This is a genomic window from Snodgrassella alvi (assembly GCF_040741455.2).
GTDB lineage: Bacteria > Pseudomonadota > Gammaproteobacteria > Burkholderiales > Neisseriaceae > Snodgrassella > Snodgrassella alvi_E.
The window spans coordinates 1,862,869-1,882,232 of sequence record NZ_CP160328.2 but is presented as its reverse complement, the minus strand read 5'-3'; the positions used below and the strand labels follow the sequence as shown (position 1 = coordinate 1,882,232).

Sequence of the window (19,364 nt, the reverse complement as noted above, 5' to 3'; positions counted from 1 at the left end):
ATCAAACCTCCAGATAGTCAATGCTGGTTGTCACCAGATTACGCGGAATATAAGTAGAATCCATCGCCACAATTTCTTTGACAGACTTCATTGCACCACCACCGCCAGCAGGACCATTGGTATACAAAGCTTCCACTTCATTACCCACCACCGCAGCAGCAGCTTTCGTTTCAAAACGGCCGGCCACACGTACACGCACCTCGTAAGGCTGACTATTCCGAGACAACGTCGCCCCATGCAAAGAATCCACTCCGATTAAATCGAAACGAACCTCTTGTGGCTGCACAGCAGTAATCGCAAAACGTTCTTTCACAATGTCCAAAGCCAAACGACCACGCTCAACCGCACCAGGGCCGGCATAGCTCATCTCACCTTCACCAATAAAGCCATCCTCATAACCCACAGACACCTTCAACGTTTCTGGACGCGCACGGCCGGTACCGCCTGATACCGCCACACGATCCTTACCCACCTGAGTAAACGTTACCTGACTGAAATCAGCAGTCACATCCGGCGTTTTATACTCATCCGGCCGGTGAATTTCATACAGCATCTGTTCTTTACAAGTATCAGGCGTCACCATACCGCCAGAACCTTCAACTTTAGTAATCACCGCATCACCATCCGCACTGATTTCAGCAATTGGAAAGCCTAAACGTGCCAGATCAGGTACATAACGATAGCCTGGGTCAGCAAAATAGCCACCGGTAATTTGGCCGGCACATTCCAACAAATGTCCCAGAATCGTGCCTTTACCCAGATGCGCCCAATCATCCGCTGCCCATTGAAACTCATGCATCATAATAGACAGGAATAAAGACGGGTCAGAAACACGGCCTGCAATCACAATATCCGCCCCGTTAGCCAGCGCCTGCACCATTGGTTCCGCACCAATATAGGCATTAGCAGAAACAATTTTCTTGCCACATTGTGAAACTGGTTTTTGCTGCTCATCCAGCAACAAATCCTGCTGCATGACCTGTTCAAAAACATCATCACCTTCAATAATCGCAATTTTCAGATTTTTAGCGCCTAGCGAACGCGCAATCTCAGCAGTTAACTTCGCAGCAGCCCGCGGATTGGCAGAACCCATATTGGTCACAATCCTAATGCCCTTTTCCAGACAGGCCGGCAATACCGCCCGCATACGTGCACCCAGCAATTCATTAAAACCAGCATCCGGATTGTGTTTTTTCTGGCGCTGACCAATCGCAATCGTCCGCTCAGCCAAACATTCAAACACCAGATACTGAATATTCCCTTTTTCAGCCAACTCAACCGCCGGCTCAATCCGGTCGCCGGCATATCCGGCACCGCAACCAATTCTGATTTTTTTCATCATCCATACCTCATTACACACAATAATTTACAAACAGCCTTTTACAGCGGGAATACACCCGTCACCACTGCACCAATCGCCATCACAATAGAAGCCAGCCACAAAACCGGAATACTGAATCTCTGATGATCGGCCAGATCCACACCACACAGACTGCATAAGAGAAAAGTAGCAGGCGTCAGCGGACTTACCGGAAAACCTGTAGTCATCTGTCCCAGCAAAGAAGCCTGTGCCACCTCAATCGGCGGGAAACCGCCAATATTCGCCACTACCGGCATAATGCCGAAATAATAAGAATCAGGATCAAATACCAGACTCAGCGGCATCGCAATCAGACTGACAATAAACGGAATATGAGAAGAAAGCGCATCAGGCACAAAATGACCAGCAGAAACCGCCATCGCCTTAAGCATGCCGGATTCACCCATAATGCCCGTGAACACACCTGCCGCAAACAAAATCGAAGCCATCATCAGCGCACCCTTAGCATGCGCATTAATTCGCGCAGATTGCTCAGCCGGTTTACGGTAATTCAGCGTCAGCGCAATACAGCAGGCCACCATAAAAATAACAACCGGCGGAATCTTAGTGGCCACCATACCGGTAATCACCAAAACCACCAGAATAATATTCGGCCAGAATAAATGCGGACGACGCAGTTTGCGTTCTTCCTCAGTCAGCTCTTTAGGCGCAAAATGCGTTACCGCATTTTCATCACCACCAGCACTGGCTGTAGCTCCAGCCAGCCCCAAACGCCGTTCTTCCTTACGACCCCAGTACCAGCCCATAAATACCATGAATGCCAAACCGCAAATCTGTGCAGGAATCAAAGGCGTAAACAAATCATGCGTCGATACATCCAAAGCAGCCGCAGCGCGAATCATCGGCCCCGTCCAAGGCAGAAAATTTACACCTGCACTCAATGCCGTAATACCGGCCAGAATTCTTTTATCGATGCCCAACTTGTCATACAAAGGCAGCATCGCCGGCACAGTAATCAGAAAAGTCACCGCACCATTACCATCCAAATGCGCAATCAGCGCCAGCACACCCGTACCGATAATGATTTTCTTCGGACTGGTACCGACAACCTTTAGAATTTTGGCAATAATCGGATCAAACATCCCCGCATCGCTTACCACACCAAAGAAAATAATGGCAAACACGAACATAGCCGCCATCGGTGCCAGTTTCGCAATCCCCGCCACCACCATCTTAGGAATCGTGGTGTAATGTGGCACAATTTCCTGACCACCATCAAACAATGGCACAGCATAAAGCGCAACCACCGCTCCCAGAATCGGAATCGTAATTAAAGCGACAATCGGCGATAGCCGCTTGCTCATAATACAAAACAGCAAAGTTGCAATAGTTAATATGCCTATTAAAGCCAGCATAAAAGTCCCCTTTTTGGGTCGTTATTAATAAAAAAAAGAATCAATATCCAACAATGCAGCATTCTCACCATAACGACCCACCCTGTCTAATCGATTAAAAAGATGGATTAATAAAGAAAATCGATTAATCAATTCCGCTTTAAAAAACATTGATAAAAAAATAATAAACTTTGCAGAAAATATGCTATCGTAGAAAATGATAAAAATAAAAACGGCAATTAATGATATATGAATATATCAATCAAACAGATAAAAGCTTTTCTCGCATTGGTCGAAGAAGACAATTTCACCCGGGCCGCACAGAAAATTCATTTATCTCAGCCTGCGTTCAGCAGCCTTATAGCTAATTTAGAACAGGAAATCGGCTACCGCCTGTTTGACAGAGATACCCGCAAAGTTCGCCTAAATGAAAACGGTATCCACTTCATCAAACTGGCACGTGAACTCATGTTTGCTTACGAACGAACAACCAAAGAAATACGTTCTCATGCCAATGCCTATCAGGAAAAACTAATACTCGCAGTCATGCCCTCCATCGTCGTGCAATGGGTGTCGCAGCTGCTGGCCACCTTTCATCACCGGCATGCCAACATCAAAGTCGAACTGTTAGACACACAATGGGACTTATGCCTACAAGCTTTATTACAAGGACACGCCGAGCTGGCCTTAACCGCCAAATCCCCGTCTTTAACAGAAATATCATCTGAATTTCTTTTTTCAGATAAATTTCATCTTATTTGTCATATAAACCATCCATTGGCGTGCAAAGACAATATCCAACTCAAAGATCTACTGGAATACGACATGATAGGCTTCACCAAAGGCACTAGCATCCGCCACTATGTCGATAAAATCGTTGATTTATTTGGAATTAATTATGTAGTTGAAGTCAGTCAACTCACCACCATGATGGGGCTGGTTGCAGCAAACTATGGCATTGGACTGGTGCCCAGACTGACCTTATTTCAGTTTGAGCACAATAATCTGGTCGTCAAAGACGTACAAGACATGAATCTGGAACGATCCATATATCTGATAAAACACAAAGAACGAAAACTCTCAGCACAGGCGGAGAATTTTTACTACCATATCAAAGCCAATATCTTCAGCGATTAACTACCCGTATTAGCAAATAATTATTTTATTTTCCAGCAGTAGCCGGACGGGCACGACGCTGGCCAGTTGCAGAAGAGAATTCAGCAGGCTGAGCACTACTACCGCTCACACTAATTTCATACCGCAACTTTTCATAAGTAGCTTTACCTATACCTTTCACCTTCATAATATCTGCTGTAGAAACAAAAGGACCATGTTCATTCCGATATTCCACAATTGCCTGCGCTTTAACCGCTCCAATATGCGGTAAGGATTGTAGCTGCTGCGCTGTAGCAGAATTAATATTTACCGCCGCCCGCGCCGAAACCATAGTTAACAATAATGTCAGCAGCACAATCATCTTCCGCATTTGTTTCTCCCCTGAATATCCACTTGAAGAATTGAGCACATCCTTACATTCAGAATGTGCCAAAAGCATAAAACACAAATAACATTTATGCAAATATTATTTTTATACCCATTCAGTAATTCATATAGCACAAATACCCAAACAACCCACCACAAACCAAACATAAAAAATATACTTTTCTTGAAAGGTTTGCACAGATTCAGGATAATTCATACCGGATAAACCCTGTCCCATACAACAAGGTTTAGAACCTTACTAAAACAAAGCTGATTCAGGCAGCTGTCACCCTTCATCAAAAGGCAACTTCATGGCATCACATCTGGCTAACGCAATTCGCTTTCTAGCAATGGACGCAATTCAACAGGCTAACTCCGGCCACCCTGGTGCACCAATGGGCATGGCCGAAATGGCAACTGTACTTTGGCGCGAATTCCTGCAACACAACCCGGCAAATCCTAAATTCTACAACCGTGACCGCTTCATTTTATCCAATGGCCACGCCTCCATGTTGCTGTACAGCCTGCTGCATCTGAGCGGCTACAACCTCAGCATAGAAGACCTGAAAAACTTTCGTCAGCTGCATAGCAAAACACCCGGCCACCCCGAGTATGGCTACACTGATGGCGTCGAAACCACCACTGGTCCTCTGGGACAGGGCATCGGTAATGCAGTTGGTATGGCATTAGCCGAAAAAATTCTGGCAGCCCGATTCAACAAACCCGGCTTCAACATCATGGATCATTACACCTACGTTTTCGTCGGTGATGGCTGCTTAATGGAAGGTATCTCTCACGAAGTATGTTCACTGGCCGGCACCCTCAAACTAGGCAAACTAATTGTTTTATATGATGACAATAACATTTCCATTGATGGCAAAGTAGACAACTGGTTTAGCGAAAACATTCCTGAACGCTTTGCTGCTTACGGCTGGCACACCGTGGCCAATGTAGACGGCCATGATGAAGTCGCCATCCGCGCAGCCATCACCGCCGCCAAAGCCGAAACTGATAAACCATCTATCATATGTTGCAAAACCAAAATCGGAAAAGGTGCAGCTAATAAAGAGGGTAGCCATAAAACCCACGGCGCCCCACTAGGTGCCGAAGAAATTGCCGCTACACGGACAGCCCTTAACTGGACACATGCGCCCTTTACCATTCCACAGGAAATCTACGACGATTGGAATGCAGCAGCAGCCGGCGCAAAACTGGAGCAGGACTGGCAAGATTTATTTAGCCGTTACCAGCAGCAATATCCGGCCGAAGCTACAGAATTCATGCGCCGTATGGATAGCAAACTGCCAGAAAATTACGACGCCCATGTACAAAAAGCCTTGAACGACATATGCAACAAAGCTGAAAAAGTTGCTACTCGCAAAGCCAGTCAGAACAGTATCGAAATTCTGGCAGAGATTCTGCCAGAATTAGTTGGCGGTTCTGCAGATCTTACACCCTCAAACCTGACCGACTGGTCCGGCAGTACCTCTATAACGCCCTCAGATAGCGGCAATTATATTCACTATGGCGTGCGCGAATTTGGTATGGCTGCCATCATGAATGGCCTCAGCCTACACGGCGGCATCAAGCCGTTTGGCGCCACCTTCCTAATGTTCAGCGAATATGCACGTAATGCCCTGCGCATGGCAGCACTGATGCGTATCAATCCGGTATTCGTATTTACTCACGACTCAATTGGCTTAGGAGAGGACGGCCCTACACACCAACCTGTGGAACAAATCGCTACCTTACGCCTCATTCCGAATATGAGTGTATGGCGTCCGTGCGACAGCGCAGAATCATTGGTGGCCTGGGCTGATGCCGTAGCTGCTGAAAACCACCCAAGCTGCTTAATTTTCAGCCGTCAGGGATTACCTTTTATGCCAAGAACCAGCCAGCAGCTAGCAGATATACGCCGTGGCGGATACGTGTTAAAAACCGCAAATGAAAAAACAACACAGGCCGTACTGATTGCCACTGGTTCCGAAGTTGAACTAGCCATTAATGCGCAAAGCAAACTAGCCGAAATGGGCATAGGCACTACCGTTGTCTCTATGCCCAATACCAATATCTTCGACAGGCAAGATAAAGCATATCGCGACAGTGTCTTACCAGCCGGCATACCTCGTATTGCCATAGAAGCTGGCGTCAGTGATTCTTGGTACAAATACGTAGGCAACAATGGAGCCATTATCGGCATCAACCGCTTTGGTGAATCTGCGCCTGCAGAGCAACTCTTCAAAGAATTTGGCTTTACCGTTGAGCAAGTAGTTGATGTGGTTAAACGCCTAATTTAAATCAACTCGTAAAAAAGCCAGCAGTAATTGCTGGCTTTTTTATATCAGATCAATTCCCATCAATCTTTTACATTAACATGGCGCGTTTCTGGCATCATCAACATCGCTATGATAGAAAATACACTGGTAACCACCACATAATAAGCAGGGGAGACTGCACCAAAATGCTCTATTAACCAGGTTAACACAAACTGCGCCGTACCTCCGAACAATGTCACGCCAATCGCATAAATTAACGATACACCCGTTGCGCGCAACGCAATCGGCATCATTTCTGGAATTGCCACCAAACTACTGGCACCACTCATTCCTGTTAACAACGTAACTGTCATCGTCACCAGCAACAACATTGCCACACTTTCAGTTTTTACCAACATATAAAACATTGGCACAATCAGCAACATCAAAGCCACACGTGGCCAGAGCATAATACTTTTGCGCCCATATTTATCAGCCAGAAAACCGGCTAGCAGAGAAAACAGAAACATCATTACCCCGCCCAAAACAGTACTAATTTGAGCAACTGCCGGATTCAACTCAAGCGTATTAATAGCAAAAGTAGTCATATAATTGCCAACCTGAGCCGTAATAGCAGTCGACATCAAAGCTAAAATACCCAGAATAACCTCTTTTCGATAACGCGTGAATATTATCTTTATTATCTGAGAATCACTATGATAGGCTGGTTTTTCCAAAGTTTCCGGTAAAGCACGGCGAATATAAACGGCAATCGGAATTAATGCCAGACTCACCAGAAATGGTATACGCCATCCCCAACTAGCCAACTGCTCGGAACTCAGTGTAGCAGAAACAACATAACCCACCACTCCGCCTACAGCCACTGCAATACCCTGACTAGCCATTTGCCAGCTGGCATAAAAAGCGCGTTGATTAGGAGGCGCTGATTCGATAAGCATAGACGAAGCCGGACCAACCTCTCCACCTAGCGCCAAACCTTGTACTAGACGAGCCAACAGCACAATAATTGGTGCAGCAATACCGATACTTTCATAACTAGGCGTAGCAGCCAGTCCCAGCGTACCAATCGTAATTAACGTTACCGTTAAAATCATGGCCGCTCTTCGCCCTTTTTTATCTGCATAAGTACCAATTAACAGTCCACCAAGAGGACGAGTAAAAAAACCTACACCATAAACAGCCACAGCAGTCAGCAAGCTGATAAATTTATCATCATTTGGAAAAAAAGACTTTGCAATATAAACAGAGAAAAACGAATAAATAATAAAATCGTAAAATTCTAGTGCATTACCCGCTACTGCCGCAGCTATCGCTTTCGCCGGTGGCTTCTTGTGTTCAACAGCCTCTTGGCCTGTATTCATATTAAAACTCCCTGATAAAATAAAAAAATCAAAACAAAATTATTTTAAAAATCGTTCTGCCAGCGCTACCCAGTAAGTGGCACCAATAACAATATTCTTATCATTAAAATCATAATAAGGATTATGCAGATCAAAACCAGAAGCAGCATCCTTTTCCTTCAGACCATTACCAATAAATAAATAACTTCCCGGACACTTTTCCAGCATAAACGCAAAATCTTCACTACCAGCCATAGGTTGCGTCTGGTCTACAATATCTTCTTCTGCAACCACATCACGGGCAACATCACGGGCAAATTGTGTTTCCTTACTCGTGTTAAATACAGGAGCATAACCATGTTGATAATCCACAGAAGCCACCACATTAAAACTTTGTGCCTGAGCATGAGCTATAGCCTCAATACGTTCCTGCAACATCTTACGTACTTCCGGCTTAAAACAACGCACAGTCAGCTTTAATTCAGCTTGTTCCGGTATCACATTATTGGCTACACCTGCATGGAACATACCCACAGTCACCACTGCTGAATCAAGCGGATTTACATTACGAGACACAATCGTCTGCAAAGCCATCACAATAGAAGAAGCAGCCACAATAGGGTCGTGCGTATTATGCGGTTTCGCCCCGTGACCACCTACCCCTTTAACCGTAATCGTAGCCACATCAGAAGAAGCCATCATCCAGCCATCATAAAAATGCAATTCACCTTGAGGATAACCAGGCATATTGTGCATACCATATACCGCATCACACGGATATTTTTCAAAAAGGCCGTCAGCAATCATCTGCATTGCGCCGCTACCCGATTTACCATACTCTTCAGCCGGCTGAAAAATCAAATTCAGCGTTCCATTAAACGCCTTTCTACTTGCCAGCACTTTCGCTGCTGCCAACAACATCGTCGTATGCCCATCATGACCACAGGCATGCATCTTCCCTTCATGTTTACTCGAATGCGTCACACCACTTTCTTCCAAAATCGGAAGGGCATCCATATCAGCACGAATACCAACACTCTTTGAACCATCACCAACACGAAGCTGGGCAACTAAACCGGTGCCTCCAATTCCTCGCTCAACTTGATAACCCCATTGCTCCAACATACCAGCAACCAGATCACTGGTACGATTTTCAGCAAAAGCCAGCTCAGGGTGTTGATGAATATCATGACGCAACTGAACAAAAGTATCCAATTCAGCCTCTACCATTTCCCTAACTGCTTTCATAAACATACCCTTACACATATTCTTTAAAAGAAAGGATTATAGCTTAACAAACACGATTTTCATTGACAAAAAAGAATAATTAAAAACAGAATTTGATGTTATTGACACTAATTATTAAGAACTTATTATATAAATATATGATTTATTTAAATAGATTACATATTTATAACCAAAAATCAAACTAATAACTTAAATTTATTTCCAACAATATTAAAATTAAGTTGTTAATTGATAGTTTAATATCCAAAAAAATTAAAAGAAAAAATGCACTTTACATCAAAATATAAAGTGCATTTAAACATTAAAAACGTATTATCCAGCTTTAATATATATCAGAATATTAAATTCTAACAAAAATTCAATATTCTACCTAAATTTCATATCTCTATTAAATATCAATAATAAAATTAGCGCAAACATGGCAACCAAAGGTAAAACCCAAACATAGCGCCAAGTAACAGGAAAATAACTAAGCTTTAACACACCATTCCATTGTGGTGGGACTGAAACTTGCACTAAAGATCCTGAATCATCCGCAACAACAGGTAAAGAGTGATCGTTAATTTTTGCAGTATAACCAAACCACCATAAGCGAGGAAAAATAAGAGTTAACACCTCTTTATGTTCTGGGATTCTAATTAAATCAATATTATTCTGATGTGATAAAACATTAACGCCCGCAATATTAGGAAATACAAAAGGAGAATTTCTGTTCCATCCTATAGTTTTGTCTAACGGTAAAGAAACATAAAGATCATGCCTACTTCCTGCAAATTGAACCACAGTGTATCCACATTGCTTAAACTGAGAACTAAAAGCAGAATATTTAGCTTCATCTACAATAATTGTGCTAATACGCATCAACTCAGCCTGGCAAACATGAGATTTGTCAGATAATTGCAAAATATTCTTTAAAGACATCTCAGGCTTGAAAATACCATGCGAAGTTTGATTTGCAGGCAGAATCTTATCTAATCTTTTATTACCAACCGGAGTATAACCATTTATTGATTTAATACCATAAAAACCAAACAGAGCAGAAGCAATATCATTAAATTGTCTAATCTGATTTAAATTAGTATTATCTGGAAGCGATAAAACATAGCCTTCCAAATTGACATTTTTAGGTAAACTAATTTGCTCTGCTAAATCAGTATGTCTCGAATAATAGCCACCCAAAGTTGGCAATCCATTTAATATAATTAATAGTATTAATAAACTTAACCCTACCATTGAAAATGAGCTTTTTCTCTTTATAAACATAGGGCTCAATAAAAGTAACCAAATTGAAAAAATCTGCAACACAACAAAAATAGGATGGAGATTCCAAGAATTAAAAAAAACAAATATTGACGATAAAAGAATAAAACACAAATATTTCTTATTCAAATTTGCCAAAATACTTTTATTTAAAAAAAATGAATCGCGCTCCAATAAAAATAAAATTAATATAAAACATAAAATCAGCGCGAATGTATCAAATCCGGCATAAAAAGGTAATCCAAGAAAAAAACAGCCCAAGATAATGTATAAAACAAAAGAAATTTTTTTATTTAATTTTATACCTTTCTCATTTATACCTTGAGCAAATTGCAAAATATAGAATACAGCTAAACACTCAAATAAACTTAGAAAAGGTAAAAAGCGAAAAGGCCAGCGAAAAGGTCCAAACTGACTGGGCATTTGTGACAAAACAAAAAACGCAATCATTAAAGTCAAAAATATTTTTAAATTGTCATTTTTTTGCCATAATGATTTCACATTGTAGTAAAAAAAAACTATTGGTACGAATAAAGTTGAAAAACCTAAAGGAATGAGTATTAATTTATAGCTAAAATAAGTCATGTAATCATAAAATGTAGGGAAAAAACCCATAATGATTGTTGCCCAAGACGGTATAAAAGCTTTATTTTGGTTATCAAATCCACTAACTCGGTTAATTAACTCATGAGAAAAAATATATTCAGAATAAATAGGAAAAGCAAAAATAAAAGCCAAAACGGTAGGTAAACTTAAATAAAATGCTTTTTGCAATCCATTAGATTGTTTCAGTTGATAAGCTACACTGACTACAACAAAAACAACGTAACCGATGACACCATGTGGCCAGCCAGCTGCTAACAAAAAAATGACTGAAATAAAATTTAAAACAATATTTGTTTTAGAAAAATGATTTAGAAGTAACAAAAAAGTGGCAATAGAAACCATGGCCCAAGCCTGCCCACTAGCTGCATTCCACCATGCACCTAAATACTGATAAAGAAAAATTGGCTGAATCACAGCTAAACTAGCAAATGCATAAGCATAACAATTTTGCAGTTTGAACGTTTTAGCAATAGACAAAGACGAAAGGCATACTAATACAATATTAATGAAAGCTAATACCCGTCCAGGTAACTGAATATCATCAAACTTGGAAGTAATGAGAGAAACGAGAATATTTTGCGGCAAAAAAATTCCTCTATCTAAATCAATCACTTCATTACCGCCAAAATACATCGAATCAACAATTAAAGGTATTTTACCCTGTGACCATATATGACCCATCTGTCTGAAAAAACCCAGCATTTCAAATTCGGCATCATCAACACAAAAAAAATCGTTCTGAAACAAACAACAAATAGTTATAACAGTAATAGCATATAATGTAGAAAATAACAGAGCCTGTTTAAGGTTAATTTTATTTTGGTTCATCGATTTTTATCCGAATCTTTAAGATTATTACAATCGGCACATATCACTCAATATCGGTACTAGACAGAATTCATACAAATTATCGAATTATCTTACCAGTATCTAACATAAACTTTTAATCAACGTTCGCGAACAATACTTTGAATAGGTGTGTTATACAAAATCATCAAAAATGATACGCCAAGTATATTGAATCCAGTATGAACCTGCTAAACAAATAGTCCGGAATTGAAATGTACTAAAATGGCTTATAACCCTATTCTAGAATTAATAACAGCAAGTAGAAAATATTTCTGCAACTCTTCCACTTTCTAAATTTATAAATATCTAGCCAATAATATGATACCTACAATTAAAGCCAGCAAAGCTAGGCTTTTTTTATCCTGAATTAAAAAAACAATTGGATCTTCATTCATCAAACCACGTTTTGTCATCATCCATAAGTTACCTATCAAATAAATCATGAGGAGCTGCACCAACCACAATAAAGCGGGGACATGATAAAGAACAATTGTTTCAGACGCAGTGATGTATAGACCAAATAGAATAATGGCTCCGATATAGGTACTTATACCCAAAGGCCAAAGTATATCCAAATCAGATTTAATATACCCCCTACCAGCAATTACTTTTTTTTCATCTGGCATAGCAATCAGCTCAGTACAACGTTTAACTGTAGCTAGACTTAAAAAAATAGAAATTGAAAAAGCTAAAAGCGGATAGCTTAAATCAATATTTGTAACCACACCTCCAGCAAAAATTCGGATGGTATACAGAACAGACAAAATTATAATATCAAGCAATATAATTTGTTTTAATCTCAAACTATATATAGTAGTTATCAATAAATATAATAAAAAAACACTAAAAAACATCCAAGAAATATTGATAGCAATAATAGCAGCAATGATTAATAGTACTAGACTGGCTGTTATACCTTGTACGATTGATAACTTTCCCGATGCAAAAGGGCGCTGCATTTTATTACTATGGACACGATCATTTTCTATGTCCCATAAATCGTTAAGGATATAAGTTGCTGATGCACCTAAAGAAAAAGCCACAAATCCGACAAAAGTTGTAAATAATTTATGCAAATCAAAGAATTGAAAAGCAGTTAACAGAGGAACAAAAAGTAAAATATTTTTTAGCCATTGATGTATGCGAATCGCTTTCATCCAAGTATTGATGCTAAAACCAGTATTTTCCCATTTCTTTAAAACAGGTGTTCCAGATTGTTGAATCTTGAGAGTTAATTGATTTACTTTTTTTCCTACTACAATTGCACCACATGCTTCCTTCCAGATTACTAAATCAGCAACATTATCACCAGCATAAACAAATTCTTGACCAATCTTTTCCTGTATGGCATTGAGTTTATTAATACCTTTTAGATTTTGCCTAGAATTAGTAGCAATAACATCATCGAAACATTGAAGATAGTTAGCTGTTTTTTCTGCAATACCCTCATATGCAGCAGTGGCTAGATAGATTTTTCTTCCATTTTGTTTTTCATGCCAAATATATTCGAGTAGTTCTTGGCGATAAGGCATTTGTTCAGCACGATAACCTGTCTGCTCATAAACAAATTTTTTTAATTCTACCTTGCTATGAAAACATAACTTGATCAGTTTAAAAATTACATAAGGTTTTATCTTAATCAAGGCTATTAAAGTTTCATGTAACGAATCAGTCAGAATTAAAGTTCCATCTAAATCCACTACAAGTGGATGACTAGATTCTTGCACTATTTTTCCTTAACAAATCAAACAAAAAAAATAATTTTATATATAACTGTCAATACCATCAACATATAGATTATTTATCTTGATTAAATCAGATATCAAACAAATAAAGAACAACTTTCCCTGATTTAGAAACAGTTATGAGTAAATATATACCTAATAATTTTATACTAATTATACCCGTCCCCACACAGGATTTGACTACAGCAACAGCAGGCAAGCAATCTATTTCCTCTTCGGCCGCGAAACGACCGGCCTGCCGCAGGAGTTCGCACAGGCCAGAGCAGATCACTGCCTGCGTATCCCTCAGACTTCCCATATCCGCTCATTGAATCTATCCAACGCAGCGGCCATCGTAGTGTACGAAGCCCTACGGCAGCAGGGGTTCGCTGGTTTGTCTTAACCAGTTTCTCATTCAGCACAAAGCAAAAAACCCAGTAGACTATCTACTGGGTTCTTTTTAATGGGTGTCTGGCGGTGTCCTACTTTCACATGGGCATCCATACTATCATCGGCGCTAGGTCGTTTCACGGTCCTGTTCGGGATGGGAAGGCGTGGGACCAACCCGCTATGGCCGCCAGACTTTAAACTGTCAAATCAGAAAGCCTTAATCTTGGTGATGCTTGTATTCTCATCAGTAAGCTTTATCATTTACCTTGCACATCTTCTGCGTGCGAAGTCCTTCAAATGATAGAGTCAAGCCTCACGAGCAATTAGTATCGGTTAGCTCCAAGTGTTACCACTCTTCCACACCCGACCTATCAACGTCCTGGTCTCGAACGTCTCTTTAGAGGGATTAAATCCCTAGGGAAGTCTCATCTTCAGGCGAGTTTCACGCTTAGATGCTTTCAGCGTTTATCTCTTCCGAACTTAGCTACCCGGCGATGCGACTGGCGTCACAACCGGTACACCAGAGGTTCGTCCACTCCGGTCCTCTCGTACTAGGAGCAGCCCCCGTCAAACTTCCAACGCCCACTGCAGATAGGGACCAAACTGTCTCACGACGTTTTAAACCCAGCTCACGTACCACTTTAAATGGCGAACAGCCATACCCTTGGGACCGACTACAGCCCCAGGATGTGATGAGCCGACATCGAGGTGCCAAACTCCGCCGTCGATATGAACTCTTGGGCGGAATCAGCCTGTTATCCCCGGAGTACCTTTTATCCGTTGAGCGATGGCCCTTCCATTCAGAACCACCGGATCACTATGTCCTGCTTTCGCACCTGCTCGACTTGTCGGTCTCGCAGTTAAGCTACCTTGTGCCATTGTACTATCAGTCCGATTTCCGACCGGACCTAGGTAACCTTCGAACTCCTCCGTTACTCTTTGGGAGGAGACCGCCCCAGTCAAACTGCCTACCATGCACGGTCCCCGATCCAGATAATGGATCCGGGTTAGAACCTCAAAGTCACCAGGGTGGTATTTCAAGGACGGCTCCACAGAAACTAGCGTTCCTGCTTCTTAGCCTCCCACCTATCCTACACAAGTGACTTCAAAGTCCAATGCAAAGCTACAGTAAAGGTTCACGGGGTCTTTCCGTCTAGCAGCGGGGAGATTGCATCTTCACAACCATTTCAACTTCGCTGAGTCTCAGGAGGAGACAGTGTGGCCATCGTTACGCCATTCGTGCGGGTCGGAACTTACCCGACAAGGAATTTCGCTACCTTAGGACCGTTATAGTTACGGCCGCCGTTTACTGGGGCTTCGATCCGATGCTTGCACATCTTCAATTAACCTTCCAGCACCGGGCAGGCGTCACACCCTATACGTCCACTTTCGTGTTTGCAGAGTGCTGTGTTTTTATTAAACAGTCGCAGCCACCTATTCTCTGCGACCTCTAATAGCTTACAGAGTAAATCTTTCACCATCAGAGGCATACCTTCTCCCGAAGTTACGGTATCAATTTGCCGAGTTCCTTCTCCTGAGTTCTCTCAAGCGCCTTAGAATTCTCATCCTACCCACCTGTGTCGGTTTGCGGTACGGTTTCATTCAAACTGAAGCTTAGTGGCTTTTCCTGGAAGCGTGGTATCAGTCACTTCGTGTCCTTAGACACTCGTCATCACTTCTCGGCGTTAAGCACCCGGATTTGCCTAAGTGCTCCACCTACCGGCTTAAACGATCTATTCCAACAGATCGATGACCTAACCTTCTCCGTCCCCACATCGCATTTGAATCAAGTACAGGAATATTAACCTGTTTCCCATCGACTACGCATCTCTGCCTTGCCTTAGGGGCCGACTCACCCTACGCCGATGAACGTTGCGTAGGAAACCTTGGGTTTTCGGCGACAGGGCTTTTCACCCTGTTTATCGCTACTCATGTCAACATTCGCACTTCTGATACCTCCAGCATGCTTCTCAACACACCTTCTTCGGCCTACAGAACGCTCCCCTACCATGTCAGTTGCCTGACATCCGCAGCTTCGGTTACAGATTTGAGCCCCGTTACATCTTCCGCGCAGGACGACTCGACCAGTGAGCTATTACGCTTTCTTTAAATGATGGCTGCTTCTAAGCCAACATCCTGGCTGTCTCGGCCTTCCCACTTCGTTTACCACTTAATCTGTCATTTGGGACCTTAGCTGGCGGTCTGGGTTGTTTCCCTCTTGACACCGGACGTTAGCACCCGATGTCTGTCTCCCGAGGAACCACTTGATGGTATTCTTAGTTTGCCATGGGTTGGTAAGTCGCAATGACCCCCTAGCCATAACAGTGCTTTACCCCCATCAGTGTCTTGCTCGAGGCACTACCTAAATAGTTTTCGGGGAGAACCAGCTATCTCCGAGTTTGTTTAGCCTTTCACCCCTATCCACAGCTCATCCCCGCATTTTGCAACATGCGTGGGTTCGGTCCTCCAGTACCTGTTACGGCACCTTCAACCTGGCCATGGATAGATCACTCGGTTTCGGGTCTACACCCAGCAACTCGTCGCCCTATTAAGACTCGGTTTCCCTGCGCCTCCCCTAATCGGTTAAGCTCGCTACTGAATGTAAGTCGTTGACCCATTATACAAAAGGTACGCAGTCACGGATTACTCCGCTCCCACTGTTTGTATGCATCAGGTTTCAGGTTCTGTTTCACTCCCCTCCCGGGGTTCTTTTCGCCTTTCCCTCACGGTACTGGTTCACTATCGGTCGATGATGAGTATTTAGCCTTGGAGGATGGTCCCCCCATATTCAGACAGGATTTCTCGTGTCCCGCCCTACTTCTCGTATACTTAGTACCATCTCTGAAATTTCAAATACGGGGCTATCACCCTCTGTGGCCAAGCTTCCCAGCTTGTTCTTCTATCTCAGTGACTATCATATACAGGCTCTTACGCGTTCGCTCGCCACTACTTGCGCAATCTCGGTTGATTTCTTTTCCTCTGGGTACTTAGATGGTTCAGTTCTCCAGGTTCGCTTCTCTAAACCTATGTATTCAGTTTAGGATACCATGCTTTTACATGGTGGGTTTCCCCATTCGGATATCGCGGGATCACAGCTCTATTGCCAGCTCCCCCACGCTTTTCGCAGGCTTACACGTCCTTCTTCGCCTATCATCGCCAAGGCATCCACCTGATGCACTTATTCACTTGACTCTATCATTTCAAGAACCTCTTGACTTCATCACAACTACCGTTGACCTGTAATCATGACTTAAGCTCCCTACTCTCATAAAGCTTACTTCTTGGTTGTCTGAACAACGCCTTTTGTCTTCGTTGCTCAGCGATACAATCATCACCCAATTCTTTCAGCACTTCCACTTCATCCGTCTCCAGACTCTGCTTCCATGCCTCAATCTTTGTTTGTTGATTTCGGCTTTCCAATTTGTTAAAGATCGATGCGTTACTTCGCAAATTAAATTCAGCTTCCGCTTCATCTGCTTCCAGATAAACTCAATTTAATTTCCAAAGTAAAGTGTGGTGGAGGCAAACGGGATCGAACCGATGACCCCCTGCTTGCAAAGCAGGTGCTCTACCAACTGAGCTATGCCCCCTCTCTTCTTAAATAAGTGGTGGGTCTGGGAGGACTTGAACCTCCGACCCCACGCTTATCAAGCGTGTGCTCTAACCAGCTGAGCTACAAACCCAGTTTATTCAGTCTCTTCTCGCATCTTTTCAGTTTACCGATAAGTGTGAATGCGAATAACCCTCTTCTTTTCTCTAGAAAGGAGGTGATCCAGCCGCAGGTTCCCCTACGGCTACCTTGTTACGACTTCACCCCAGTCATGAAGCATACCGTGTTAAGCGACCCCCTTGCGGTTAGTCTACCCAATTCTGGTATCCCCCACTCCCATGGTGTGACGGGCGGTGTGTACAAGACCCGGGAACGTATTCACCGCAGTATGCTGACCTGCGATTACTAGCGATTCCGACTTCATGCACTCGAGTTGCAGAGTGCAATCCGGACTACGATCGGCTTTCTGAGATTGGCTTCACCTCGCGGCTTCGCTACCCTCTGTACCGACCATTGTATGACGTGTGAAGCCCTGGTCATAAGGGCCATGAGGACTTGACGTCATCCCCACCTTCCTCCGGTTTGTCACCGGCAGTCTCATTAGAGTGCCCAACTTAATGATGGCAACTAATGACAAGGGTTGCGCTCGTTGCGGGACTTAACCCAACATCTCACGACACGAGCTGACGACAGCCATGCAGCACCTGTGTTACGGTTCCCGAAGGCACTCTCCTATCTCTAAGAGATTCCGTACATGTCAAGACCAGGTAAGGTTCTTCGCGTTGCATCGAATTAATCCACATCATCCACCGCTTGTGCGGGTCCCCGTCAATTCCTTTGAGTTTTAATCTTGCGACCGTACTCCCCAGGCGGACAATTTCTCGCGTTAGCTTCGCTACTAAGACATCTAGTGCCCCAACAGCTAATTGTCATCGTTTAGGGCGTGGACTACCAGGGTATCTAATCCTGTTTGCTACCCACGCTTTCGAGCATGAACGTCAGTGTTATCCCAGGAGGCTGCCTTCGCCATCGGTATTCCTCCACATCTCTACGCATTTCACTGCTACACGTGGAATTCTACCTCCCTCTGACACACTCTAGTTAGACAGTTTCAAATGCACGTCCCAAGTTGAGCTCGGGGATTTCACATCTGACTTATCTAACCGTCTGCGCTCGCTTTACGCCCAGTAATTCCGATTAACGCTCGCACCCTACGTATTACCGCGGCTGCTGGCACGTAGTTAGCCGGTGCTTATTCTTTAGGTACCGTCAGCACCAGGTGGTATTAGCACCCGGCTTTTCTTCCCTAACAAAAGTCCTTTACAACCCGAAGGCCTTCTTCAGACACGCGGCATGGCTGGATCAGGGTTCCCCCCATTGTCCAAAATTCCCCACTGCTGCCTCCCGTAGGAGTTTGGGCCGTGTCTCAGTCCCAATGTGGCGGATCATCCTCTCAGACCCGCTATGGATCGTCGCCTTGGTAGGCCTTTACCCCACCAACTAGCTAATCCAACATCGGCCGCTCAAATAACGCGAGGTCCTAAGATCCCCCGCTTTCCCCCTCAGGGCGTATGCGGTATTAGCCATCCTTTCGGACAGTTATCCCCCATTACTCGGTACGTTCCGATGCATTACTCACCCGTTCGCCACTCGCCACCAGAGAGCAAGCTCTCCGTGCTGCCGTTCGACTTGCATGTGTAAAGCATGCCGCCAGCGTTCAATCTGAGCCAGGATCAAACTCTTATGTTTAATCTTAGCTTGTTGTAATCCTGAAGTTCCCTTCAGTATCACTGGTCTGCTTCAAAGTTATTGACAAGATTTATTACTATCCTGTCCCTCTGAATCAGTGTGAGGCTTATCCGCACTCACACTTATCGGTAATCTGTTCTGTTAAAGAGCGTTGCTTTCGACTGCGTTCTACTTT

Annotated in this window: 10 protein-coding genes, 2 tRNA genes and 3 rRNA genes; 3 read left to right on the top strand and 12 right to left on the bottom strand. The window is 43.2% G+C overall.

Annotated features, from left to right (window positions below):
• Position 1: 1 nt before the first annotated feature.
• Positions 2 to 1,339, bottom strand: a complete 1,338-nt coding sequence (locus ABU615_RS08425) for an acyclic terpene utilization AtuA family protein (protein WP_370388824.1) — start codon at positions 1,337 to 1,339, stop codon at positions 2 to 4.
• Positions 1,340 to 1,380: 41 nt separating this feature from the next.
• Positions 1,381 to 2,736: a CitMHS family transporter gene (locus tag ABU615_RS08420; protein ID WP_267408339.1), complete on the bottom strand. Its 1,356-nt coding sequence runs from the start codon at positions 2,734 to 2,736 to the stop codon at positions 1,381 to 1,383.
• Between the two features lie 228 nt (positions 2,737 to 2,964).
• Between ABU615_RS08420 and ABU615_RS08415 the strand changes: the two genes are divergently transcribed.
• Complete coding sequence (locus ABU615_RS08415) at positions 2,965 to 3,852, top strand: LysR family transcriptional regulator (protein ID WP_370388823.1); 888 nt, start codon at positions 2,965 to 2,967, stop codon at positions 3,850 to 3,852.
• Between the two features lie 25 nt (positions 3,853 to 3,877).
• Here the strand turns inward: ABU615_RS08415 and ABU615_RS08410 are convergent, their stop codons facing one another.
• Positions 3,878 to 4,201: a ComEA family DNA-binding protein gene (locus ABU615_RS08410; protein ID WP_367489614.1), complete on the bottom strand. Its 324-nt coding sequence runs from the start codon at positions 4,199 to 4,201 to the stop codon at positions 3,878 to 3,880.
• Between the two features lie 307 nt (positions 4,202 to 4,508).
• On the opposite strand from ABU615_RS08410, the gene tkt reads away from it, so the two are divergent.
• Positions 4,509 to 6,494, top strand: a complete 1,986-nt coding sequence (gene tkt / locus ABU615_RS08405) for a transketolase (RefSeq protein WP_370388547.1) — start codon at positions 4,509 to 4,511, stop codon at positions 6,492 to 6,494.
• Between the two features lie 59 nt (positions 6,495 to 6,553).
• Here tkt and ABU615_RS08400 read toward each other — a convergent pair whose 3' ends face one another.
• From ABU615_RS08400 to ABU615_RS08385, 4 genes are all read right to left on the bottom strand, one after another.
• Positions 6,554 to 7,834: an MFS transporter gene (locus ABU615_RS08400; protein WP_267391493.1), complete on the bottom strand. Its 1,281-nt coding sequence runs from the start codon at positions 7,832 to 7,834 to the stop codon at positions 6,554 to 6,556.
• A gap of 39 nt (positions 7,835 to 7,873) precedes the next feature.
• Positions 7,874 to 9,061, bottom strand: a complete 1,188-nt coding sequence (locus ABU615_RS08395) for a M20 aminoacylase family protein (protein WP_370388822.1) — start codon at positions 9,059 to 9,061, stop codon at positions 7,874 to 7,876.
• A gap of 366 nt (positions 9,062 to 9,427) precedes the next feature.
• Positions 9,428 to 11,755, bottom strand: coding sequence for a hypothetical protein (locus tag ABU615_RS08390; RefSeq protein WP_370388821.1), 2,328 nt, complete (start codon positions 11,753 to 11,755; stop codon positions 9,428 to 9,430).
• 317 nt (positions 11,756 to 12,072) lie between these two features.
• The gene (locus ABU615_RS08385) at positions 12,073 to 13,503 is read right to left on the bottom strand and encodes a UbiA family prenyltransferase (protein ID WP_370388820.1); all 1,431 of its coding nucleotides are present in this window, start codon (positions 13,501 to 13,503) and stop codon (positions 12,073 to 12,075) included.
• Positions 13,504 to 13,723: 220 nt separating this feature from the next.
• Between ABU615_RS08385 and ABU615_RS08380 the strand changes: the two genes are divergently transcribed.
• Complete coding sequence (locus tag ABU615_RS08380; RefSeq protein ID WP_100152697.1) at positions 13,724 to 13,903, top strand: TrmH family RNA methyltransferase; 180 nt, start codon at positions 13,724 to 13,726, stop codon at positions 13,901 to 13,903.
• Positions 13,904 to 13,969: 66 nt separating this feature from the next.
• On the opposite strand, the gene rrf is transcribed toward ABU615_RS08380, so the two are convergent.
• The 5 genes from rrf to ABU615_RS08355 all read right to left on the bottom strand — a co-directional run bounded on the left by rrf (position 13,970) and on the right by ABU615_RS08355 (position 19,189).
• Positions 13,970 to 14,082 (bottom strand): 5S ribosomal RNA (gene rrf, locus ABU615_RS08375).
• Positions 14,083 to 14,192: 110 nt separating this feature from the next.
• Positions 14,193 to 17,082, bottom strand: a 23S ribosomal RNA gene (locus ABU615_RS08370).
• A 322-nt stretch (positions 17,083 to 17,404) separates the two neighbouring features.
• Positions 17,405 to 17,480: transfer RNA gene (locus ABU615_RS08365), tRNA-Ala, on the bottom strand.
• Positions 17,481 to 17,496: 16 nt separating this feature from the next.
• Positions 17,497 to 17,573, bottom strand: a tRNA-Ile gene (locus tag ABU615_RS08360).
• 77 nt (positions 17,574 to 17,650) lie between these two features.
• Positions 17,651 to 19,189, bottom strand: a 16S ribosomal RNA gene (locus ABU615_RS08355).
• Together the 16S, 23S and 5S rRNA genes with 2 tRNA genes alongside form the textbook arrangement of a ribosomal RNA operon.
• Positions 19,190 to 19,364 lie beyond the last annotated feature (175 nt).